This window comes from Marinomonas phaeophyticola (assembly GCF_026966905.1).
Classification (GTDB): Bacteria; Pseudomonadota; Gammaproteobacteria; order Pseudomonadales; family Marinomonadaceae; genus Marinomonas; species Marinomonas phaeophyticola.
The window spans coordinates 41,290-65,888 of sequence record NZ_JAPUBN010000019.1 but is presented as its reverse complement, the minus strand read 5'-3'; the positions used below and the strand labels follow the sequence as shown (position 1 = coordinate 65,888).

Genomic DNA, 24,599 nt, shown 5'->3' with positions numbered 1-24,599 from the left:
TTTAAGATCGACTAAAGTTAAAAGAGCTCGCTAAATTACGTAAACTCGTCGCTAGTAACGCTTGTTGTTCCGCGGCTTCAAGTATTTGCGAGCCGGCGTCTGAATTCACCATAGAAAGAGACTCTATACTGCCCACTTTTTCCGCAATCTCACTTGTTGCTGTTACTTGATCTTGAGTAATAGAGGTAACTTGAGAACAGAGATCATTGATTTGAATAACCGAATGTTGGATGTCATTAAGCTGGCGTGATAACAGCTCTGTTTGTTGAACTGAATCATCTACTTCAGACACCGACTTCTCAATCGTACTGGCGACATTATCTGAATCCGCTTGAAAACGAGCCACCATAGATTCAATTTGATTGGTTGATTCTTGTGTTCTTTGAGCCAACGTTCTTACTTCATCTGCGACTACAGCAAAACCCCGCCCCTGTTCTCCCGCTCTAGCTGCTTCGATAGCTGCATTCAACGCCAATAAATTCGTTTGTTCCGCCACAGCTTTAATGACATCTACGATAGAATGAATTTCACTACTGCTGGTTCTTAACTCTGTTACTCTTTCGTTTGCATTAGACATTTCACTTTTTAACTGCTTCATGCTGCTCAAGGTACGAGCAACGCCTTCCACGCCATTCTTAGTGTTTGTACCAACTAAATCCGCTGAGTCTGAAATAGTCAACACACTCGCGGACACCTCTCTAATGGAGGAGGACATTTCTTCTGTTGCCGCGGCCACTTGCGCTGTTTCATTCTTTTGCTGCTCTAAATTATGGGAAGTGGAAGCCGTCACACTAGAGGTTTCTTCCGATGCAGTCGCTAACTGTACGCTATTTAAATCAATCTGACTGAGCGCTTTTTCAAACGTCACCATCATATTATTGAAGTGCGTTCCACAGAGACCTAATTCATCGGTTGATAACACCTGACATCTGACAGAAACGTCTCTTGATGCCGATGCTTGAGAAATAGATTCACTGAGGGTTTTGATTTGACGTCCTAGTTGGCGGGTAAACATGGTGACAATAATGCCAACGAGTATGATCAAGACTAAAGAAACAATACTAGATACCCAAATAGATACGGTTGCACTATTAATTTCTGCTGACGCTTCAATTAGAATGTCTTCGGCTAATTTATCCTCCATTTCTTTCAAAGCATTAATACGGTTAGTGGCCACTGTAAACCATTCTTGCGCGTCAATTCCAAAACCACCCTCTATATATTTACTTGCCGCGGTCGACCTCATCGCTTCAACAACTGCAAAGGCTTCTTTTTTGATTAAAGAGGAAAAGAAACTCAACTGATCTGCAGAGGCTAAAGTTTTAAAATTATCAATATAAGCATTTTGCTCCGCTATAAGTTGATTCGCTTTTTGGAAAGACGACCCCTGAAACGATTGAAGATTAAAAACCGAACTCATAACCGCACGCTCTATACCTGCACGCTCTTTCGCCTGTAAAAAATTAAAATAGGTTCTTAATTGAATAACCAAAATACCATTGCCGCTCAGTAATGCCGATTTAGCACTCACAGATAGTAGGTGAGAATTAAACCCTGTATAATAAGGAATGGCTTGGTCTGTTTGAATGGATCGCTGATCGACTTTTTTACGTATGTCGATCAATTTGTTTACATTATCATTAATCGCATTATTAACACTGATAATAGAAGGTATCAAAGCAGAAGAAGAAAGCGTTATGATGGCCACCTGTTGGTTTAGCAGTGCTTTATCTGTTAATTTTCTTTGATCGTTTAAGCGCGTTTTAAATTTTTCATCACTTTTTTCTGAACTTAAAAAGCCAGCTGTTAAACCTCTCTCCTTTTGAAGTTCATGCACAAGCCGACTACTTACAACCGAATAATTCAATAGCTCTGCTATTTGTGAAATGGAACGACGTTCCTGAATATTTTCGTAAACTCTCTGTCCAGAAAAAAATAAAAGGCCCGCTAATAAGGGAAAAATTAATACAATCAGCTTTTTCCTAAAAGATAAATTCTTATACATAACAGCAACGCTCCATTTTACTTATACCCAATAAATTAGATCAAATTCTTCATTAGAGTCCCACAAAAAACCAATAAAAGTAAGCCTAAAGCCCTTAACAAATCCCAATAATTTCAACCCATTTCTTATTAACGCACCAAAAAAAGCCCCTTAATATAGGTCGCTAAAAAAGCGCACAATTAAGAGGCAAATTATCTATTGATTCAACATTTCTTTCTAAAAATCATTTACACTAATCAAACGTCAATAATTGAACCTGTCCAGTTGCTATAGACTTAACCGCGGCATCCGCCATAATTAATGCTTTTCTGCCATCTTCTCCTATTGGGTAATTTTCTACCCCAACGCTTAATCCTGCAATAAAAGCATCCAGCTCAAGGCGGTAAGCCGCCGCATAACGCTCTAAGAAGAAGGCCATAGGCTTTTGCGAGGTAATCCCCTTCTCCGTAGCCATCGACAAAGTGCTTTCTGGCATATTATTCACGGTCAACATGCCTCCACTAGCATGCACTTCTACTCGCTGATCATAACCATAAGACGCCCTTCGACTGTTGGTAATCACCGCCATTTTTCCACTTTTGCAAGTTAGTGTAATAATGGCCGTATCAACGTCTCCAGCTTCTTTCACATGCTCCGATGTCATCGACGAAGCCGTCGCATACAAAGAAACAGGCTCTTCATTCAACAACCAACGAGCTACATCAAAATCATGGATAGTCATGTCCCGAAATAGCCCTCCTGAGCTTTTAATATAATGGCTTGGGGGCGCTTCTGGATCTCGGGATGATATCGTTACCATCTCTACCGTACCAATGTCACCAGAATCGAGCGTATTTTTCAGGTGAGAAAAGTTTGGGTCATAACGTCGATTAAAGCCCATCATTAAAGGCACTTTTTGTGTTTTTACGACCTCTAAACAGGCATCCACCCTATCAATAGAGAGATCTACTGGTTTTTCGCAAAATATGGCTTTTCCGGCTTTCGCAGAACGCTCAATTAAGTCCGCATGGGTTTCCGTAATAGTACAAATTAATACGGCATGTACATCGGAGTCGGCTAACGCTTCTTCAATAGATACCGCTTGTGCACCGTATTTTTTAGCCGTATTGACGGCGACCTCATGATTCATGTCTACTATGTATTTCAACTGGCAATCGGGGTTCAATGAGACATTACCCGCATGGATTTGACCAATACGGCCAGCACCAAACAAAGCGATATTAAGCATACCGAGCTCCTCTTATCATTATTTTATTATTCATAAGGAAATAGACTCAATAGAGAAAAAATCATCCACTTTCTATTATCTAAGCAGTTGAATAATTCTTTCCGCTTCGGCTCTCACAAATGGCATGGCTTTTTGCATAAAGTACATCTTGTCAAACTTGTCAGGTTCTTCATTCATTAACCGCCTTAAATTTGACCCCATAGCCATTCTTAAAGAAGTGCCAATATTAAATTTTGACACACGTGTTGTTTTTAACCTTAAGATATCTTCGTCTTTAATTCCGGTTGTACCATGAATAACCAATGGCACGTCGGTTACTTTATCGGTTATCGATGCAAGCAAATTATAATCAATCACCGAGTCTGGTGTCGTCAACCGATGCACATTACCAATAGCAATGGCCATCGCATCCAAGCCACTTTCTGTCGCGTAACGATAGGCATCTTCAGGTGAGGTGTTAATTGACTTAATATGATCACGGCCTTCTTTATAAGCCACCGAGCCGATCTCACCCTCAACACTGACACCAAGTGAATGAGCCACTTGAGCCACTTGTTTCGTACGTTGAATGTTCTCTTCTAGAGAAAGTTGGGAACCATCAAACATGACAGAAGAAAAACCATGATGCATTGCTCTGAATACAATGTCTTCTTCATAAGTATGATCTAAATGCACACAGACTTTGGTTGAACTAGACGTGGCTAAAGACACCAGCATTTTTGCCAGCATTTCGACCCCCATAAAGTCAACCATGTCTTTATTAGCCGCAAGAATAATAGGACTCTTTAGTGCTTCTGCCGCTTCAACAATAGCGCGCCCCTCTTCGTACCCAAACACATTACAACAAGGGATGGCGTAATTTGAATTAGCCGCATCCGGTAAAATTTCATTCAGAGTTACTAGCATCACAATCCCTCATTATTTAAATTTATTAATCATGTCCTTGATACCGGGGATGGTATGAACTTGATATTCATGATTCGGATCGAAGAATTGAATTAAGGACTTAGAATGCTCCCCAACAATCACTGTGAAGTAATACATCTCGTAGCCTGGAGCGGCTACACATGGGTGGTACCCTTTATCAATGGCAATAACGCTGCGATTTTTAATATGGTACACAGGACCAATATCATCTTCGTGCTCATACAAAAATTGAGCCCCAAACCCTTGATCCGGATTAAAACGAAACTGATACACTTCTTCATATCGAGTTTCATTTGGAGCGCGTTCAGTATCATGCTTATGAGCCGGAAAGCCCGACCAACCACCAGCACCAACAGTAAAGAGTTCACTGACTAATAAACGTCCTCTTTGGTTGGCATTTTTTTGCCCCAGAATGTGCTTAATTTTACGATGGGTTTTTGTATCATCACTGCCATATTGCACTTGATCACTTTCTTCTGGCTTAATTTCAAATGGCGCTAATGTTTCTTCAAAACGACCACCTGCAATCATGATGTCTGCATTGTCTGAAACACAGGTGATTTTCACTACGGCATTAACTGGAGCATATACAGCCGCAGGGTTGCCATCCCAAACCGTTTTTCTCGTACCAACCTGGTCAAATACTTTTCCATCTACCGTAATAGTGCAAGTACCGCCAGCCATAACAACTGTCGTTTCGTAATCCGCTAATTGGTATTCATGAGTCCCATCCTTTTCAAGAAAAACTTGGTTAAAATAAATCAATGGTGTGGTGTCATCATTTACATCAATAATTGGTTCGTTTTTATTATCATAAGCTGGTATATGCTTACCCATAATATTCATCCTCGAAGTGTGAAAATAGTATAAATCATGTTACAGATGACTGACTTAACGTCAGCGTCAGCCATCTAGTTAGTCGCTAAACTTTGCTATGGAGAGATAGAAAATCAACCAACTCAACAAGAGTCGGCATTGCTTCGGTACAGCTTTTTCTCGACACATTTATGGCCGCCGCCGCCGAGCCCATCTTGACACTTTCCTCTAAGGTATAATCCTGTAATAGCGAGTACATCAAAGCGCCAGCAAAAGAGTCGCCCGCGCCAAATGGCTTTTGAACATCAACGACAAAAATACCTTGTTGGAACTGATGACCATCTCGGGTATACACCTTAGAACCCAACTCCCCCGCTTTAATGATCACTACTTGTGTCGAGTTGTTAAGAAAACGTTCAGCGGTTTTATCATCTCGATCTAATGCATCTACTGAGTCATTCGTTAATTGCTCTTTTCCGACCAATTCCATTACATCAAACTCTTCTCGATTACCGATAACAACATCAGATAAGCCCGCTGCTAATTGATAATATAAAGAAGAATCTTCTGCTGAACGCCAAGAGTAAGCCCGATAATCTACATCGAGTACCACTAGAGTCCCTACGGCTCTGGCATAATGGATGGCCGATAGCGCAGCCTCTCTAGAAGGGCTACTGGATAATGCCGTTCCAGATATCAATAATATTTTTGCGGCTTCGATGTAGTCTTTATCAATCTGATCAATCGATAACGTAAGATCGGCAGCATTATTACGATAAATAACAACCTCACAGTCTGTGGCTTTCATCTCAGTAATGGCTAAACTGGTTCTTGAGCCTGTTATATCAACCTTCATGCCTTTTAAGTCCACGCCTTCTTTTTCAAGATAAGAGCAAACAAAACGACCGAGAGAGTCATCAGAAACACAGCTTATTAAACCCGCTTTGGCACCCAATCGAGCTAGAGCCACAGCAATATTCGCAGGCGAGCCGCCAACATACTTGTCAAAACCAGAAACGTTTCCCATATCCACATTTTCTTCACGTGCATATAGATCTACGCCAGCTCGTCCTAAACAAATCACGTCTAAAGGTCGATCTTGAGGGAAATGTAAGCTATTCATGGTACTTAACCCATTTAGAATCATTATCCGCTGAGTCCACGCAACGCTCTAATAAACGGACACCTTCAATACCGGCATCAATTCCTGGATACCAAGTCGAGTTCACGGTTTCTTGATCTTCTCTGTCGGCCGCTTTCATAACAATGCCAAAACGACTGTATAGATTTGACCAAGATTCAAAGAAACCTTCCGCATGCCCGCCACCAATACGATCACTGCTTACCGCCGAGTCATCATTATTCAGGTATCCCATACCACGTTCTAAAATACGAGCAGGCTCACCTTGCACTTCATAACTCAATTGATTCGGCCTCTCATCCCACCACTCAAGACTGGCTTTTTCTCCAACAATTCGAATCTTTTGTTGATGCATAGATCCGGCATTAACGCCACTGGCCCATAGGGTACCCACAGCCCCATTAGTGAATTGCATAAGTACATGTGCATTATCTTCCAAGGGTGCCCGAGATTTTATGAAGCTTTGTCGAGTACAGCACAAAGTGTCTACGTCTAAATCCGTCATTAATTGCGCTAGATAGAAAGCATGAGTACCAATATCACCAAGAACATAAGTTGGTCCAGAGACCTCAGGATTCATACGCCATTGAGCGCCTGGATTATCTTTTTCCACCTCTTCAGAGTGAAAGCCATGGGCAAATTGCATATTAATTACGCGCACTTCACCTAGGTCTCCACGCTTAATCATCTCTCGTGCTTGATGCACCATTTGAAAGCCGGTATACCCATACATCACACCAAAAATACGATTATGTGCTTTGGCTATTCGCTTAAGATCTTCGGCTTCAACTACAGTGAAAGTAACGGGCTTCTCACATACAACATGCAAGCCAGACTCTAACGCCGCTTTAGAAATCGCGTAATGAGTACCATTTGGCGTCGCAATGGAAACCGCTTGTATACCATCCTCACGTTTCGCCTCTTCCGCAAACATAGTAAGGTAATCAGCATAACAACGGCTGGCATCCAACCCTAAGTTCACGCCAAAATCACGGCCGCGATTAGCATCAATATCAAAGGCCCCTGCGACTAATTGAAAGTGACCATCTCGGGTCGCACTCGAACGGTGTGCATAACCAATTTGGCTACCACGACCACCACCCACCATTGCCCAGCGTATAGGCTTTTCAGAACGCATTTCTTCATTAAACATAATTATTATTCCTTATACACCAGGGCGTTGATGTGTACGCCCTTCACTAAAGTTTTCTATTGCTTGCTCTACTTTTTTCGTACGCGCAATTTCAGGTAAGCCCACTTCCCACCAACAATCACAGCTAGACCACTTGGTAGGATCAATATCAATCACAATAACGGATGTTTTATCAGCCGCTTTCGCTCGTGCAAACGCCGCATCAAACTCAGACATATCACTTACTTTTTCACTAATAGCACCTTGAGCTTCCGCATGCTTAGCAAAATCAACTCGAGCTAACTCGCCATCTGGACGTCGGCAGTCAGCTAATAAGTTATTAAAAGAGTCATTGCCAGTGTTATTTTGCAATTTATTAATCACAGCAAAACCAGCATTGTCACAAACAACAATAATCATCTTATGACCTGTCAACACAGAGCTATAGATATCTGAATTTAAAATCATATATGAGCCATCACCGACTAGAACAATGACATCATTATCCGGGTTAGCTATCTTCGCCCCCCAGCCGCCAGCGATTTCATAGCCCATACAGGAGAAGCCAAATTCGATGTCGAATTTACCGATTTGTTTACTTTGCCAATTCATATTCAATTCGGCAGGAAGACCTCCAGCCGCCGTCAAAACCGTATCCCCCGTTTCGGCAAGTCTATTTACGGCTCCGATAACCTGAGCGTAGGAGGCCATTTCTCTACCTTCAACATGAGCACGCTGTTGACAAAGAGTTTTCCATGCCGCCGCCTTAGAGCTTGCAATATCAGACCACTCTTGAGCACTACGCCAATCACCAAGTCGCTTAGTTAACTGAGATAAAGTCGTTTTTGCATCCGCAATAATCGGCATGGCAAGATGCTTAATGGCATCCGTTCGACCCACATTAATACTGATGATTTTAAGATTTGGGTCACGAAAAACAGACCAAGAGCCTGTTGTAAAATCCTGTAATCGTGTACCAATCGCGACAACAACATCCGCTTGAGCGGCCAGGTAGTTAGCCGAATCTGAACCAGTCGCGCCAACTGGACCACCGTTTAATGGATTTGACTGCAATAGGGTTGCTCGTCCCGCAATTGTCTCAATAACAGGCACGTTATGGGTTTGAACAAAGTCGGCCAGTTCACTGGTCGCATGCGAATAATGCACACCACCACCACTGATAATAAGCGGCCTTTTTGCAGATCTTAGGATAGACACAGCTAAATCTAAATCACAGGATTCAGGTTGAGGACGACGTATGCGATGAATTTTCTCTTCAAAGAAGCGTTCAGGATAATCGTACGCCATCCCTTGCACGTCTTGTGGTAACCCTAAAAAGACAGGACCGCAATCGGCAGGGTCCAATAAGGTATCCATAGCGAGAGGTAAGGTCTGCATTAACTGGGCAGGATGAACTACTCGATCCCAATAACGAGTCACGGCTTTAAAAGCATCATTTGCCGTAATGGATGGTGCGTGAAAGTGCTCTGTTTGTTGCAACACAGGATCAGGTAAGCGACTAATATAAGCATCACCGGACATCATCAAAAGGGGTAATCGATTCGTGTGGGCAATCCCAGCGGCCGTGATCATATTTGTCGCACCAGGACCAATAGAGGTTGCTGCGATGCCAATCCGCTGACGATTATTCGCTTTTGCATAAGCGACAGCCGCCATAGCCATGGACTGCTCATTCTGTCCACGCCATGTAGGCAGTTGCTCTTCAACGTTCTTTAATTGCTGCCCTAAGCAAGTCACATTACCATGGCCAAATATGGCAAACGAACAACCAAATAAAGATTCAACATTGCCGTTTATTTCAATTTTCTGTGCAACCAAATATTTTACCAGCGCTTCCGCTACAGTAAGGCGAACTGTATTCATAACATGTCTCTTCTTATTTAAATGTTAATGATGGAACGGTGAAACTAATCACCTAATAATGAGATTCCCATTAGGCTTTCTTGCGCTTTTGAGCATCCAACAGCACAGCACCAATGATGATCATTCCTTTGATAATTTGCTGCCAATATGGATCGACACCTAACATATTTAGACCTTTGTTCATCACACCTATGATCAAAGCACCCACAATACACATGGGAACAGAACCCACACCACCCGCTAGAGAGGTCCCACCAATAACCGCCGCGGCGATGGCATCTAATTCCCACATATTGCCGAACGTTGGGTTACCCGCATACGCTCTTGAAGTCAGCATTGCTCCTGCGAGTCCTGCTAATGCGCCGGCTAATATGTATACTTTAAGAAGGGTTATTTCGACATTAACACCACAGATTTTTGCCGTATTCACATTACCGCCAATGGCAAAAACATGGCGACCAAAGCTCATGCGACTCATCATGATATGGCAAGTAACCGCGACAAGAACATAGATAATAACTAAACTAGGCACTCCGAAGATGGCGCTGTCACCAATAGAGGTAAACGCATCTGAACTCGCATCCACAGGACGACCGTTACTGACTAACTGAGCAACCCCTCGAGCCATTGTCATCATGCCAAGAGTGGCAATAAAAGGCGGTATCCGCCCGTAGGCAGTAATGGTTCCGTTAATTAAGCCACAAATACTGCCTACAAACATCGCCGCACCGAAAGCAAATATAGTCATTCCATACCCTTCGGTACCCGTGACAATCGACGCTCCCACAACTGAGGCGAGAGCAACAACCGCGCCAGAAGACAAATCAATACCACCGGTTACAATGGCAAAGGTCACTCCTATCGCAATGATTCCAAACATGGAAACTTGCTCTAAAATACTAAAAATATTCCTAAAGGAAGCAAAACCATCAATTTTAAGTGACAATGCAGAAAACAATAGAATCAGAATAAGTAACATACCGTACTTATTTAAAATTTCTGTATAGCTGGTTTTTCTCATTGAGTTATTTGCAGACTTAATCATGATGTCATTCCTTCTGTCTTACATTGAGACGTTGTTTCTTCTTGTATTGTTGAATCATGGGAGGGTACATCGCCACCTGCGGCCATATCCAAGATAATTTCCTGAGTCGCTTCTTCACGATCAATAATGCCGACTTCACGGCCTTCAGACATAACCATAATGCGATCACTTAAAGACAGCAGTTCTAGCATCTCCGAGGACACGATAATGATGGCTTTACCTAAGCGTGCGAGCTCTACAATAAGTTTGTAAATTTCCGCTTTCGCACCTATATCAATGCCTTTTGTTGGCTCATCTAGAATCAAAATTTCTGGTTCCAGTAATAACCATCGTGCAATCAAAACCTTCTGCTGGTTACCACCGGATAAATTGCCAATAATGGTGTCTACTGTGGGCGTTTTTATACGTAATTGATCTTTCATTGAGTTCGCCACATCACTGGCTAGCTCTTCGGATATAAGATGATGTTTTTCATAAGGCAGAAGCTCTGGCATGATCATGTTGTCAGTAACACTCATGTTCAGCATTAATCCAGTCAACTTTCTGTCTTCAGTAACAAAACCAATACGATGCTGAATAGCATCCGCAGGTTTTCGAATATCAATTTTTTCTCCGTGTAAGTAAATATCACCACTTTCAGCGGCTTTATAGCCAAAAATTGCTTCGACCACTTCACTTCGGCCCGCACCGACTAACCCAGCAATACCAAAAATCTCACCTTTTCTGACCGTGAAATTAATATCTTCGAATTTACCTGGCAAACTCAAATGCTTCACTTCAAGCAGGGTTTCACCTATGACAACATCTTCCCTCTGAAACATTTCGTCCATTTCTCGACCAACCATCATATTGATCAACTCTTCCTTGGTAATGTCCGTCGTTTTTTTGGTTCCTATATATTGGCCATCACGAATAACCGAGACTTCATCTGATAATTCAAATACTTCTCCCAATTTGTGAGAGATATAAATAATAGCTATGCCCCGTTCTTGAACTTTTTTTACAATTCGATAGAGTTGATGTACTTCAGATTCAGTCAAGGCCGTTGTAGGTTCATCCATGATAATCAGCTTGGCCTCATAAGAAACGGCCGTAGCAATGGCTAACAACTGAGCTTTGGCGACAGAAACATCTTGCATTAATGTTTCTACCTTCATCGGGATACCTAACTCTTCCAACACCTTGTTGGTTTGTTCATTCATGGCCGCTTGATCAATCAATATGCCTTTTTTAATTTCTCTTCCTAAAAAGAAGTTAGCCGCAACAGATAGGTTAGCGGAAGGACTGATCTCTTGAGGAACCATTGCTAATCCAGTGCGAATGGCGTCTATAGGGGCTTTGGGGGTAAAAGGTTGGCCATTAAAAAAAACGTCTCCACCTTCATCTGGAGTATAAAGCCCATACAATATTTTCATTAATGTAGACTTACCTGCGCCATTTTCTCCCATGAGCGCGTGTATGCTGCCTTTTCGGATAGATAAGTTCACCTGATCCAATGCTTTCACACCAGGAAAGGTTTTACTTACATTTACCATTTCTAAAATGAAATCTGAGTTAGTCATAAGCGTTATTATTTTAATAAATTACGTTGTGATAAATGAAAGATGCGCTGCTGCAACCTTTAAAGTGTCGTTACTTCTCTTACAATATAGAGACCAGTAGCTTTGTTTACAGCAGCACCCTTTACGCTCAATCTAAGAGTGAAAAAACGTTGACCTAATCCTTAATATTTAGATAGGTATTCTGCTTTTTGCTCTTCCGCAACCAATTCAAAATCAATCCAGTTCATCTTCTGAACTTTTTCACCTTTTGCGAGTTTGTACGCAATTTCAGCACCACCATATCCTTGGCCTTTTGCACTTTGGAAAACCGTTGAGTCCAAGCCAGCGCCTAAATATTCCAATGCATCAGGCGTCGCATCTACACCGGAAATAATCAAATCAGCATCTGTTAGGCCTGCTTTTTTGGCCGCCAGTAACGCCCCAATAGCCATTTCATCGTTATTAGCAACAATCACATTAATTTCAGGATGAGCCTGCAACCAATCCTCTGTGATTTGCAATGCTTTCGCCCTATCCCAACGGCCTTCTTGTTCAGCAATAACCTTGATATTGGAATGTTTAGCAAAAACCTGCTTATTGCCTTCTGTACGGTTAATTTGGGCTTCGTGACCAAGCACCCCCATCAAGATAGCCACATTTCCTTGTTTACCATCCAGCATACCAACGATGCTTTCTGCTTGAATAATACCTGCTTGGATAGATTCAGAGCCCACATAGGCGTCTACGTTTTTCATTGTGCTTTCATTTGGTAAACGGTTAACAATAACCAAAGGAATACCTGCGCGACCGGCTTTTTTTGCAATCGGTTTAACAATGGCCACATCAGTTGGAACCACCAAAAGCGCATTAACATTAGCATCAATAAAATTATCGACGTCATTTAACATTTTGCTTGGGTCTTCATTTGCATCCGTAAGCTTGATATCAACATCACTATGTGCGGTATCGAATTCGCTGATACCTTCAAATAAATAGCTTAGCCATTTGTCGGCAAACGATGGCATAGGGGCACCAATCACGAGCGTATCAGCAAATGCAAAATTTGAAGCTGAGCAGAGAATAGATGCGGCCAACAAGGTTTTTTTTATCATTTTTATCCCATCCTTTATTATTTTTGTTTGGTCATCAAAATTTACAAGCAACGCAGCTTTCTTTATGACAACTGGTTACTTGTTATTCAGACTATCAACAAGAAATAATTATTGCAAGCGCTTGCAATAATTATTTCTTAACTTATTATTTATTAGATTGAAATCTAAAAACAAAAAATGAAAAGGACAGACAATGCAATTAAACATAGGCAACGCACCTTGTTCTTGGGGCATAGAAACACCTAATTCAGATACCAATCCTCATTGGAAAACGGTACTAAATGAATGCCAAGAAGCCGGCTTTAAAGGTATAGAACTAGGGCCGGTTGGTTTTTTTCCTGAGAATGCCAAAGTATTAGGAGAAGCGCTTTCTTCTCGTGATCTAACACTAACGGCAGGCGTTGTATTTCGGCCTTTTCATGACCCTGACGCTTGGAAAAATGTTCTTGATGGAGCGCACCGGACCTTTCAATCACTGGTCTCTCATGGAGCAAAGACAGGAGTATTAATTGATTCTATTGCAGCCGAAAGAGCTCTTACAGCAGGCCGCCCAAATGAAGCCAGAAGACTCGGTTCAAGTGATTGGAAAAGTATGATGCAGCGTGTGGAAACCATCGCGAAAATAGGAACAGAAGAGTATGGATTAAACATCGCCTTACATGGTCATGCGGCGGGCTTTATAGAATACCAAGACGAGATTGAAAGCGCTCTCGATTATATTGACGAGAAATACCTAACGTTATGCATTGATACAGGGCATTGCTTATACGCCGGCTTTGACCCAATTCAGTTTTATAATACCCATAAAGAGCGTACAAGCTACTTTCATTTTAAAGATATCGATCCGCTTGTTAAGCGTGTAGTCATTGATCAACGCATCAATTTTTATGAAGCCATTACACAAGGACTCTTTTGCAACCTAGGTAAAGGAATATGCAATTTTCCAGAGTTATTTAAAGCCATGCAAGCGGCAAATTTCCAAGGTTGGTCCACAATAGAACAAGAGTGTGATCCCTTATCAAAAAACACCTTAAAGGATGCGCTTACTAATCATCATTATCTCAAGACCGTACTCTCTACACTTTAAAAAAAGTGCCCTTATGACACAAGATAACGTATTATATAGCCTATAAATTGCACAAATTAAATGAGTTTCTTGCAGTTTATGAACATAGAACTCTATAAGGTTATTCATGCAAAAAGGTCGTTATAAACACATTACACAAAAAGAAGTTGCCGACAAAGCAGGCGTTTCTTTATCTGCCGTTTCAAGAGCATTTACTGTAGGGGCAAGTGTTTCCCCTAAAACCCGAGAAAAAATTGAAGCGGCGGCTTCTGAGCTGGGATACAAACCCAATATTCTAGCGCAATCGTTAATGACAAACCGCACTCGACTCATTGGCATTATTTCAAGTAACTTTGAAAACCCAGCATTTGTTGAAGTACTTGACCTTGTCACTAAGGAACTGCAATCGAGGAATTATCGATCTTTGGTAGAAAATCTTACCACCGAATCACAACCAGAAGATGTCTTAGAAAGGTTACTGCAGTATCGCGTCGATGGCGTACTTTTTCTTTCCTCTGTATTGCCGGTTATTTTTGCTGAAGTCTGCGCAAAAGCTAAACTACCTGCCGCCATTCTGTTTGGCCGTGCAGATTTGAGCGGTCCGATTAATGTTGTAACAGCGGATAACTATCATGGTGGCAAAATGGGCATTGAGTTACTACTAACAAGAGGCTACAAAAAGATTGCCTTTCTGGGAGGACCAATCAATGCCACCACCACCATTGACCGAAAGCAAAGCGCTATCGAAACATTAACCGCAAATGGCTTAGAGTTTATTGCCATTGAACACTGCGATATCTACTCCTATGATGCCGGCCGCGAAAAATCCCTTAAACTACTAACCAACCATCCAGAAATTGATGCCATCTTTTGTGGTGATGACATACTGGCCATAGCCACGTTAGACTCTGCTAGAGAAATAGGTAAACGATGCCCTGAGGATTTTGGAGTGCTTGGATTTAACGACATATCGATGGCCTCTTGGGGGGCTTACAATTTAACAACCATCCAGCAACCAATAAAAGAAATGGTTTTTGCCGCTGTCGACATTATTATTGATCGAATAGAATACCCTCACCTCCCAACGGAAAAACGTTTACTTCCCTGTAAACCCATAGAGAGGGGGACATTAAAAGCCGTAATAAAAGAATAACACTATGTCTGTCGCAGGCTAGCGGCCATTAAATTAAGACAGGCTTACCCAACGGCCATTGTGTTCATTAGATGTCACCGCTGCTTGTACAAACTTGATACCTTCCGCACCTTCTTCAATACTTGGGAAGTATCGAGCCAAAGGATCCTCTTTGGTATTGGTTTTTTGCGCAATAATCACTTCCGCTAAATCCGTATAAAGGTTAGCAAAAGCTTCTCTGTATCCCTCTGGATGCCCTATGGCAATGCGAGAAACACGATTCGCAGCTTTATGTAAACCAACACCGCCTTTTTGTAACACCTTATTTGGTTGATCCAAGCTTCTCACTAGTAGTTGATTCGGCTGCTCTTGGTGCCACTCCAATCCACCTTTACTACCATAAACCCTTAAATAAAGGCCATGGTCAGCTCCTGCCGCAGCTTGAGTAATAAAGAAAGAACCTCGCGCATTATTTTTATAACGAGTCAAAATACCTGTATAGTCATCTGACTCACGCCCAGGCACAACCGTCGTAATATCCGCACTTAACTCATTTGGAACCATACCTGTTACAAACGAGGCCAAATGGTAGCAGTGGGTACCTATATCACCTAGAATCAAAGATGGACCCGCGATATCTGGATCCATATGCCAATTAGAGCCCTGTCTTTCTGATTCAGTTAATTCAGCAAGATGCCCTTGAACGTAATCACACTGAACCATTCGAATATCACCGAGCTCACCGGCCGCAACAATCGCCTTTGCTTCACGAACCATAGGATAGCCAGAATAAGCATAAGCAACGCAGCATTCTACATCACTTTTGTTCACCTTCTGAACCAAGTCCATCGCTTCATCTACGCTATTTGTAAGCGGTTTCTCACACATAATATGAAACCCATGTTTAATGGCTAAACACGCAATGGCATAGTGGCTATTGTTTGGCGTCATGATAGCAATCACATCAACTCTATCTTCTCTATTTGCTTCCGCCAGTATCATCTCTTCAGCAGAACCATAACCTCGCTCAATCCCTAGCTTTGTAGCACTGTTTAATGAACGAACAGGATTTGAAGAAAAAACACCCGCCACTACGTCATAATACTCTTCTAAAACAGCGGCACCACGATGGACGATACCAATAAATGAACCTGGACCACCACCAATAACACCTAACCTTAATTTTCTACCTAATGCGTCTATTACAGGATTTGCTGTCATCTGTTTATCCTCACCAATAACGTTATCGATTTATCTTGATCTGAATGGTTTTCTAATACGAGTTAAGGCATCTATCGATAATATTTATTGATGAATGCCTTACTCGCCCTCCTAAAGCTTCAATGCTTCCATAGTCAAAAAGTCGATCAGACCAGATTGTGTGCTTTAGGTTTTAATCCATTCATTTATTGCATAAAATTTTGATTAATAAACATAAGACTTTCTTGCGCATTCTCTAAAGAACTATTGTCTTTGGACGGGTCAACATCCTGCTCTACTGTAACCCAGCCATTGTAGTTGATTTTTTCTAATGTACTTCTAAGACCGATAAAATCGACACAACCTTGACCTAAAGGACAAAAAACACCATTACCAATGGCCTTATAAAAATCAACATTATTTTCAACAGTATCTTCTAATACGGCCTCATTAATGTCTTTAAAGTGGATGTATTCCACACGATCTTGATACGCCTCAATGAGCTCTGAGGGATTAATTCCAGCATATTTACAATGCCCAGTATCAACACATAACTTGACTAAATCACTGTCTAAATCGGCCATCGCTCGGTCAATTTCATCACGGTATTCTATAAAAGTACCCGCATGAGGATGAATAACAGGGGTGATATTGTATTGACGGCAAATTAAAGACAATTCGGTAATGGTACCCATCATTGCATCCCACAGGTCTGCAGGTAAACGATAGGCCGTCTCAATCTGACCCGCTTGATCGGTTCTTGGAGAAGATACGTGGTCAATAACCACCATATACTTAGCGTTTTGCGCCTGTAGTAGTTTACAGGTAGCTTCGGTGTACTCTAAAATTTCAGCTCGTTTTTCAGGCTTATGTAAGTGCTTAAAAATAGTACCAGCAATTAAGCCCAAACCATTTTCGTCTAATTTAGCCGACAATACCTGAGAGTCCGTCGGCAGATAACCTAAAGGCCCAAGTTCTGTAGCTTTATACCCGGCTAACGAAATTTCTTTTAACACCGTTTCCCAAGATGGATTGCTTGGGTTATCTGCAAACTCAATTCCCCAAGAACAAGGCGCATTAGATAGATGAAGTTTCATTGTTTTTATACTTCCTATTAAGTGTGTTGATGAAAACTCAAAACACATTAATGCAAGCGCTTGCAAAATGTCAATATTTAACCAGCAATTTAGTTTGTTGCGAGGTTATTTTTTAATGTTTAACCTCTACTTTAAGACATGGGTTGGATTAATTTATACCGAAAGAGAGTTAAAAACTCGCCTAGTAGCCAATAATATACTGCAGAGAATTCCTATTATTGGCTTACTTTTTCTTAAATATCTTCTGTATGACAAAGAATGCTTAAAACTGTCCCTGTTTTCTCTCAAAGCCTTTACTTTAGTATTAAACCGAATAACGTTACTCCTCCCTGAAAGCCCACTATAGTTAAACCAACGCTTTCAGTGTTTATTTTTATACGAGAAAATTATGCAAACAGAAACAAAAGGTATGTTGTATGGGTTATTAGGGGTCTGTGTTTTTGGGCTCACTCTTCCCGTCACTCGTATTGTCGTTCCTTATATGGATCCTATTTTTATTGGTATGGGGCGTGCCGTAGTCGCCGCCATATTAGCCATTGCCATGTTGGTCGTCTTTCGACAGCCGCTACCTAATCGAAAGCAGTTCATCCAATTAATTTGGGTGGCGCTCGGTGTTGTGATTGGCTTCCCTGTATTCTCATCTTGGGCAATGCAATATGTACCTGCGGCTCATGGGGGGGTAGTACTGGGTATCTTACCGCTCGCCACTGCCATCGCGGGGGCTATCATTAATCATGAGCGACCAAGTCTTGCGTTCTGGGTCGTCGGTATTGTTGGTAGCATGATAGTCGTTGGCTATTCTTTAATACAAGGCGCAGGTCACATTCATGTGGCTGACTTCGCCCTATTAGCCGCCATCATTTGTGCCGCTCTTGGTTATGCGGTTGGAGGAAAATTATCGAAAGAATTGGGTGGCTGGCAGGTCATTTGTTGGGCGCTTATTGTTGCCCTTCCCGTGGCTATTTATCCCACTTTATCCTACGCCCCGACATCCTTTTCTAATATTCCATTAAGTGGTTATGTGAGCTTTTTCTACTTATCGATTATGAGTCAATTTCTTGGTTTCTTTGTCTGGTACAAAGGACTCGCTCTAGGTGGTATCGCCAGAGTTAGCCAGGTTCAGTTACTGCAACCCTTTATCACCTTAATTGCATCGATTGCATTTCTTCGAGAAGCCATAGACATGCAAACATTTATTTTCGTGTGCTTGGTTGTTGTATCGGTTTGGATAGGCAAAAAAATGCCCATTGAACACAAACTTAAATGACGTAAATCAAAGTAATTATTTCTAGCCTACTTATACTCTAAACATAGCCTGATTTGACGCTTATGGGGTTACCTGAACTAACCCCAGTCAAGTTGGGCTTTTTTAGGTTTAACATAAATAACCGTTTAAAACCCTTATTACCCTCCATGGCTACGATTCTAAATGACTTATCCTCCTATAAGCGTCTAAAAACGCCTTAAAAAGAGCGCTTTAAAAAAGAGAGTTACTGATTTTTTGAATGTCTTTCTGTACCATACTTGCGGTAATTGATTGTCTTGAGTTATGGGAATAGAACCCGATTCAGATGGCTTTTTTTGTATCCGACGTAATGCTCTATTGATCTATTATTATTTCGGTACTGTTTTAATGCAAAAGCCTTCTTTTGATCTAGAAGGAATAATAATGAAAAACATAGCCTTTTTGTTGATCACCTTTAATCTGTGGATCACCTCTTTAGGTGTTCAGGCGGCCTCGTTATCTATGGCGTTTGATGCCGACCCAGTGTCACTTGATCCTCATGAGCAGTTATCTGAAGCGACGTTACAGTTGTCTCATTTGGTGTTTGACCCTTTACTACGTCGTAACCAAAGCGGCATTTTTGAGCCTCGCTTAGCCTCTCATTGGGAGCAGATCAATCCACTTACTTTAAGAGTGTACCTGCGTGAAGGAGTACGCTTTCATTCTGGTAACATGCTTTCTGCTGATGATATTATTTTTACCATTTTACGCCTAAAGCGATCACCAGATTTTAGGGCTATGTTTAATGCCATTGCTGGCGTAAAAAAAATTGATGCCCTTACTGTAGACATTAGCATGCACCAACAAACACCTTTAATTTTGAACATCCTAACTTACGTTTTTCCGATGGACAGTGCCTTTTATAAAGGTCGTGATGCTATCGTAAAGTTTGGAGAAACTTTTGCCTCAAAAAATATGTCAGGCACTGGGCCTTATATTCTGACTCAAAGAGAACCCGGAGTAGAATTGATTTTCAAACGTTTCCATAAATATTGGGACCATGAATCAAAAGGGAATGTCGATACCATCAAATTCACCCCTATTCGCTCTGACTCAACTCGATTGGCCGCGCTTTTATCCGGTGATGTGGATTTCATCCACCCCATTTCCCCAATTGACATCCCTAGAATTAAACGTTCACCAGACATTAAATTTGTGAGTATGCCCAGCACGCGTATTTTACTATTACATATGAACCAAGCAAGAAGAATAGAGTTTCGAGATCAAAGAGTCCGAGAGGCAATCAACCTGGCCATCAATCAATCCCTTATAGTAGAAAAAATATTAAAAGGGTTTGGTAAAGCGGCCGGTCAATTAAGCGTTGAACAGTTTTCAGGACACGTAAAAGAAATAAAACCTAAATATAATTTAGAAAAAGCAAAGCAATTAATGAAGAACGCTGGCTATGGTGAGGGCTTTCGAATATCGATGATGGCGCCAAATAATCGCTATGTAAATGATGAAAAAATTTCTCAAGCTGTTGTGGCTATGCTGGCCAAAATAAATATTTCAGTAGAATTAAAAACGCTACCTAAAGCGCAATATTTTCAAGAGTTTGATAATCGTAGCGCCGACCTCATGATGATTGGTTGGCAGTCCGATACCAATGATTCCAACAATTTGTTTGAATTTTTAATTGCGTGTACAGATCAGAATACTGGCCTAGGTGCCTATAACGCCAGCAGCTATTGTAACGCAAAAATAGACGATAGAATTCGAGCCGCTAATATTGAAATGAATGCAGAACGCCGGACCCAATTATTACAAGAAATAGAAATCATTCTTGAAGAAGAATCAGCCATTGTGCCTTTACTATGGCAAAGTCTCTCTTGGGGTGCTAAGCAAAACTTTAAAATAGAAAATATAGTGAATGAAAGAAACTTCCCTTACCTAGGTGATCTCGTTGTTGAATAGTCCTTTTCAGATAATCAGCTTTATTACGCCATATAAATACATAGGATTTATCTAACCCATGTTTCGGTTTTTAATTAGGCGTTTTATACAAGCGTTAATCGTTATGATAGTAATCAGTATTATCAGCTTTCTAGTTCAAGGTCGATTAGGTGACCCCGTCCATCAAATGGTAGGCCAATCAGTTACCTTAGAAGAAAGAAAGCAAATTAGAGATGAACTGGGGCTCAATGACAGCCTTTTCGATCAATATATTCGGTTTGCCAAAAAGGCCGTTCGGGGGGATTTAGGCGTTTCTTATTACTATAAAGAACCAGCCTTAGATGTTATTTTGAGAAAGTTACCAGCCACATTAGAGCTCTCTTTTTCAGCCATTGTATTAATTATTATAATTGCCATTCCCTGTGGCGTCATTGCCGCTATCAAACCCAAAAGCATTCTTGCTAGAACACTTATGTTTTTTAGTACTATCGGTTTGTCTGTCCCTATATTTATCATTGCTATTTTCTTGGTGTATTTTTTCTCCGTTGAATGGCAGATTGCCCCCAGCTTTGGCAGAGGAGAAACCGAGGTGATTTTTTCCTTCTGGGAAACCGGCTTTACGACATGGGATGGCATAAAACACTTATTTTTGCCTAGTCTCTCTTTAGCGCTTGCATTGATGCCATTATTTGTACGTTTAATACGCTCAGAGATGATGGAGGTTTTACAGTCGGAGTACATTAAATTTGCGTGGGCAAAAGGCTTGTCTCCTATGAGAATATACTTTATTCATGCCCTTAAAAATACACTGTTACCCATTATTACGGTCGCCGGAATTCAAACAGGAACATTAGTCGCCTATACCATACTCACTGAGACGATTTTTCAATGGCCGGGGATGGGGTTTCTATTTTGGGATGCCATTAGCCGAGTAGATACGCCTCTTATTTCGGCTTACCTCATGGTCGTTGGCGCTATGTTTGTCATTACCAACACCCTAGTTGATCTCATTTACGGTTTGGTCAATCCAACTGTACGCTTATCGAGTCATGGATTATGAAACAAACCTCTAAAGAATTTTCTATTACCTCAAGATCAAAGCATTGGGTTCACCTTTGGCACGGTTTTTTAAGCGATAAAATCGCCGTCATGTCGTTATTGATTTTTGCTTTTTATTGCTTAATTTCCCTAGCGGCTCCCCTGATTGCTCCCTTTGATGTTCGTGATCCTAATTTTATGGATTTAGAGAATTCAGAAATTGCGCCTTATTGGATTGACGGTGACAGCCGATTTTTATTAGGCACTGATGGGCAAGGCAGAGATTTACTATCAGTGATCCTATATGGAACCCGTCTATCTCTTACTATTGGCATTTTTGCGGTCTTGATTCAAGGTGTTTTAGGCATTTGTATTGGTTTAATGTCCGGGTATTTTGGCGGCCGTTTGGATAACTTTTTAATGCGTTGTGCTGATGTCCAATTGTCTTTTTCTAATATGATGGTGGCTATCATTGTCATGGCCTTGTTTCAAACCATTTTCGGTATCGCCTCCTACCAGCATCTCGCCATGTACATGCTTATTTTGGTGATAGGCTTGGCTGAATGGCCCTTATTTGCAAGAACCGTACGAGCCTCAGTACTATCCGAGAAACAAAAGGAATACATTGATGCCGCACGGATTATGGGGATTGGATCGGGAAGAATTATGTTTAAACACATTTTACCCAATACGGTATCTCCTTTATTGGTGATCTTTACCATACAAATAGCTAACGCCATTATTGCTGAAGCGGCACTTTCCTTCTTAGGACTAGGGATGCCCGTCACTCAACCCTCTTTAGGGTCCCTAATATCCTCAGGTTTTAATTACATGTTTGCAGGCGCTTGGTGGATTTGTGTCATTCCGAGCATCACTTTAATTGTGCTTATTCTAGTGATGAATCTTTTAGGAGATTGGCTCAGAGACCATCTTAACCCTAAAGTGTATAAGGATTAATATGGACCTGTTAGACGTACGTAATCTCAATGTCAATTTTCAATTAAAGCGAGAAGATCTAGCCGCTTTAATTGATATTAACTTCTCCTTAAAGCATGGAGAACGCATTGCTTTTGTTGGTGAGTCGGGAGCAGGGAAATCCATTCTAGGTTTTTCTATTGTGAACTTAATCAGTCGACCCGGTTATATTAAGTCCGGCTCGATCAAGCTAAATGGTAATGAACTAAGTCATTTATCTAATCGTCAAATGCGTCATATAAGAGGTAAGCGTATTGCTATGATCTTCCAAGATCCTATGATGACGCTGAACCCCGTACTCACTGTTGGTGAACAGATGGTAGAGGCTATTCGCAGCCATACGGATTTAAGAAAAAAAGAAGCAAAAAACTTAGCCATTGCAAAGCTGGCACAAGTCCAAATCGCGTCTCCCGAAAACCGCTTTAACCAATATCCCCATGAACTTTCTGGTGGTATGCGTCAACGGGTAATCATTGCAATCGCTCTTTTACTTAAACCCGATATTATTATTGCTGACGAACCAACAACCGCCCTTGATGTCACCATTCAAGCCGAAATTCTAGAGTTACTAAAACACATTTGTGATGACAATAATGTCGCTCTTATTTTGATTAGCCATGATCTAGGTGTTGTGTCTCGAGTAGCCGAACGTACCATTGTCATGTACGCTGGGCGCATTGTTGAGCAAGGTCCAACACTAGAGATCATCAATGATCCACAACACCCCTACACTCAAGGGTTACTTAATGCGCTACCTCAGATGTCGCTTCCAGGGCATAGGCTTAATCAAATAGAAGGCGCCATGCCGTCTTTAAATGATCGTCCAAAAGGCTGTGCGTTCCATACCCGTTGCCCCTATGTAATGGACAAATGTAAACAGAAGCAACCAGATTCTTTATACAACGGTGTCTCCCATGTAGCCTGCTTCATGGTTGAGGATATGATGAAAGAAATAAGCGATGAAAGCTACGATTTTGATGAAGGCGATGGTCCGGATAACGGTGCCTACTTACTCTCAATCAGTCAGCAAAAGGGGGACGTATGAAACGAATCCCTCTTCTACAAATTAGCGATTTAGAAAAACGTTTTACAGTAAATGAAAAATGGATGTCTCAATGGTCTCTGAATAAAGGGCGCTCTTATAAAAGACAAAATACAGTATATGCATTAAATGGCATCACTCTTACCTTACATCGAGGGGAAACGCTTTGTATTGTGGGGGAAACCGGATGCGGTAAATCCACATTGGCTAGAGCGATTATGGGATTAACTAAACCTGATGCAGGTGAAATTCATTATGGCGATCAACGCATTGATAACTTAAACGATCGTCAAAGACTCATTTTCCGCCGTCGTATGCAGATGGTGTTTCAAAACCCTTATGCATCGCTTAATCCCAGAATGACCATCTATCAAACACTGAGTGAGCCGATTCGATTTCATAACCCCCATTTAACGAGAACAGAAGTTGATGATAAAGTCTCTCAATTAATAAACTCTGTTGGCATTGCTCCATCCTGGGTTGATCGCTACCCTCATGAATTTTCTGGGGGTCAACGCCAAAGAATTAGTATCGCACGAGCATTATCTGTAGAACCTGAATTAATTGTTGCCGATGAGCCATTAGCGGCACTTGATGTTTCTGTTCAAGCGCAAGTACTCAACCTAATGATGGATAAACAAGAGGAATATGATCTCACTTACTTATTCATTACTCATGACTTAGCGGTTGTTGAACATTTTTCTAACCGTGTAGCCGTCATGTATTTAGGGGCTATGTGTGAGTTGTCGCCAACAAAAACCTTATTTGATAGCCCAAAGCATCCGTATACCCAAGCCTTGTTGTCCGCGATCCCAAGATTAGACAATAATACCCAAAAACCCATTAAACTTATTGGCGAAGTACCGACACCCTATGATGCGATTACAGGATGCCCCTTCCACGCTCGTTGCCCTTTTGCTCAAGAGAGATGCATTGCCGAAACACCTGCTATGAAACGACAAGCTGATGGTAGCAGCGTCGCCTGTCACGCGGTTGAGGAGGATCGATTATGAGACTCCAGATTCAATTAGCAAATAGTA

Annotated in this window: 20 protein-coding genes; 8 read left to right on the top strand and 12 right to left on the bottom strand. The window is 41.4% G+C overall.

The annotated features are described in order from the left end of the window. Position 1: 1 nt before the first annotated feature. From O1D97_RS14370 to O1D97_RS14325, 10 genes are all read right to left on the bottom strand, one after another. Positions 2-2,005 carry a methyl-accepting chemotaxis protein gene (locus O1D97_RS14370; RefSeq protein ID WP_269126666.1) on the bottom strand — a complete coding sequence of 668 codons (2,004 nt, stop codon included), beginning with the start codon at positions 2,003-2,005 and terminating at the stop codon, positions 2-4. 232 nt (positions 2,006-2,237) lie between these two features. Continuing rightward, positions 2,238-3,233, bottom strand: a complete 996-nt coding sequence (gene iolG, locus O1D97_RS14365) for an inositol 2-dehydrogenase (protein WP_269126664.1) — start codon at positions 3,231-3,233, stop codon at positions 2,238-2,240. Positions 3,234-3,308: 75 nt separating this feature from the next. Continuing rightward, positions 3,309-4,139, bottom strand: a complete 831-nt coding sequence (locus O1D97_RS14360; RefSeq protein WP_269126662.1) for a class II fructose-bisphosphate aldolase — start codon at positions 4,137-4,139, stop codon at positions 3,309-3,311. A 12-nt stretch (positions 4,140-4,151) separates the two neighbouring features. Then, positions 4,152-4,997, bottom strand: coding sequence for a 5-deoxy-glucuronate isomerase (locus tag O1D97_RS14355; RefSeq protein WP_269126660.1), 846 nt, complete (start codon positions 4,995-4,997; stop codon positions 4,152-4,154). A gap of 85 nt (positions 4,998-5,082) precedes the next feature. After that, a complete protein-coding gene (iolC, locus tag O1D97_RS14350) occupies positions 5,083-6,099 on the bottom strand; it encodes a 5-dehydro-2-deoxygluconokinase (protein WP_269126658.1) in 1,017 nt (338 codons plus the stop codon). Continuing rightward, positions 6,092-7,270, bottom strand: a complete 1,179-nt coding sequence (locus tag O1D97_RS14345; RefSeq protein ID WP_269126656.1) for a Gfo/Idh/MocA family protein — start codon at positions 7,268-7,270, stop codon at positions 6,092-6,094. The genes iolC and O1D97_RS14345 overlap by 8 nt, the downstream gene beginning before the upstream one ends. A 12-nt stretch (positions 7,271-7,282) precedes the next feature. Beyond that, positions 7,283-9,133, bottom strand: a complete 1,851-nt coding sequence (iolD, locus tag O1D97_RS14340; RefSeq protein ID WP_269126654.1) for a 3D-(3,5/4)-trihydroxycyclohexane-1,2-dione acylhydrolase (decyclizing) — start codon at positions 9,131-9,133, stop codon at positions 7,283-7,285. A gap of 70 nt (positions 9,134-9,203) precedes the next feature. Continuing rightward, on the bottom strand, positions 9,204-10,178 hold the full coding sequence (locus O1D97_RS14335) for an ABC transporter permease (protein WP_269126651.1): 975 nt from the start codon (positions 10,176-10,178) through the stop codon (positions 9,204-9,206). After that, a complete protein-coding gene (locus O1D97_RS14330) occupies positions 10,175-11,740 on the bottom strand; it encodes a sugar ABC transporter ATP-binding protein (protein WP_269126649.1) in 1,566 nt (521 codons plus the stop codon). The genes O1D97_RS14335 and O1D97_RS14330 overlap by 4 nt, the downstream gene beginning before the upstream one ends. 161 nt (positions 11,741-11,901) lie before the next feature. Further along, positions 11,902-12,831: a sugar ABC transporter substrate-binding protein gene (locus O1D97_RS14325; protein WP_269126647.1), complete on the bottom strand. Its 930-nt coding sequence runs from the start codon at positions 12,829-12,831 to the stop codon at positions 11,902-11,904. Between the two features lie 193 nt (positions 12,832-13,024). On the opposite strand from O1D97_RS14325, the gene O1D97_RS14320 reads away from it, so the two are divergent. Next, the gene (locus O1D97_RS14320) at positions 13,025-13,918 is read left to right on the top strand and encodes a TIM barrel protein (protein WP_269126646.1); all 894 of its coding nucleotides are present in this window, start codon (positions 13,025-13,027) and stop codon (positions 13,916-13,918) included. Between the two features lie 106 nt (positions 13,919-14,024). Beyond that, positions 14,025-15,050 carry a LacI family DNA-binding transcriptional regulator gene (locus O1D97_RS14315; RefSeq protein ID WP_269126644.1) on the top strand — a complete coding sequence of 342 codons (1,026 nt, stop codon included), beginning with the start codon at positions 14,025-14,027 and terminating at the stop codon, positions 15,048-15,050. A gap of 33 nt (positions 15,051-15,083) precedes the next feature. On the opposite strand, the gene O1D97_RS14310 is transcribed toward O1D97_RS14315, so the two are convergent. After that, positions 15,084-16,250 carry a Gfo/Idh/MocA family protein gene (locus O1D97_RS14310; RefSeq protein WP_269126642.1) on the bottom strand — a complete coding sequence of 389 codons (1,167 nt, stop codon included), beginning with the start codon at positions 16,248-16,250 and terminating at the stop codon, positions 15,084-15,086. A 185-nt stretch (positions 16,251-16,435) separates the two neighbouring features. Beyond that, positions 16,436-17,326 carry a TIM barrel protein gene (locus O1D97_RS14305; RefSeq protein ID WP_269126640.1) on the bottom strand — a complete coding sequence of 297 codons (891 nt, stop codon included), beginning with the start codon at positions 17,324-17,326 and terminating at the stop codon, positions 16,436-16,438. Positions 17,327-17,714: 388 nt separating this feature from the next. Here O1D97_RS14305 and O1D97_RS14300 point away from each other — a divergent pair, with 388 nt between their 5' ends. The 6 genes from O1D97_RS14300 to O1D97_RS14275 all read left to right on the top strand — a co-directional run bounded on the left by O1D97_RS14300 (position 17,715) and on the right by O1D97_RS14275 (position 24,572). After that, positions 17,715-18,593: a DMT family transporter gene (locus tag O1D97_RS14300; RefSeq protein ID WP_269126638.1), complete on the top strand. Its 879-nt coding sequence runs from the start codon at positions 17,715-17,717 to the stop codon at positions 18,591-18,593. Between the two features lie 402 nt (positions 18,594-18,995). Beyond that, positions 18,996-20,525 (top strand): ABC transporter substrate-binding protein, encoded by a 1,530-nt coding sequence (locus tag O1D97_RS14295; RefSeq protein WP_269126636.1) that lies wholly within the window; start codon positions 18,996-18,998, stop codon positions 20,523-20,525. A gap of 58 nt (positions 20,526-20,583) precedes the next feature. Then, complete coding sequence (locus O1D97_RS14290; RefSeq protein ID WP_269126634.1) at positions 20,584-21,564, top strand: ABC transporter permease; 981 nt, start codon at positions 20,584-20,586, stop codon at positions 21,562-21,564. Further along, the gene (locus O1D97_RS14285) at positions 21,561-22,499 is read left to right on the top strand and encodes an ABC transporter permease (protein WP_269126632.1); all 939 of its coding nucleotides are present in this window, start codon (positions 21,561-21,563) and stop codon (positions 22,497-22,499) included. Before O1D97_RS14290 ends, O1D97_RS14285 begins: the two co-directional genes overlap by 4 nt. 1 nt (position 22,500) lies before the next feature. Then, positions 22,501-23,562 carry an ABC transporter ATP-binding protein gene (locus tag O1D97_RS14280; RefSeq protein WP_269126630.1) on the top strand — a complete coding sequence of 354 codons (1,062 nt, stop codon included), beginning with the start codon at positions 22,501-22,503 and terminating at the stop codon, positions 23,560-23,562. After that, a complete protein-coding gene (locus tag O1D97_RS14275) occupies positions 23,559-24,572 on the top strand; it encodes an ABC transporter ATP-binding protein (protein WP_269126627.1) in 1,014 nt (337 codons plus the stop codon). The genes O1D97_RS14280 and O1D97_RS14275 overlap by 4 nt, the downstream gene beginning before the upstream one ends. The last annotated feature ends 27 nt before the right edge of the window (positions 24,573-24,599 follow it).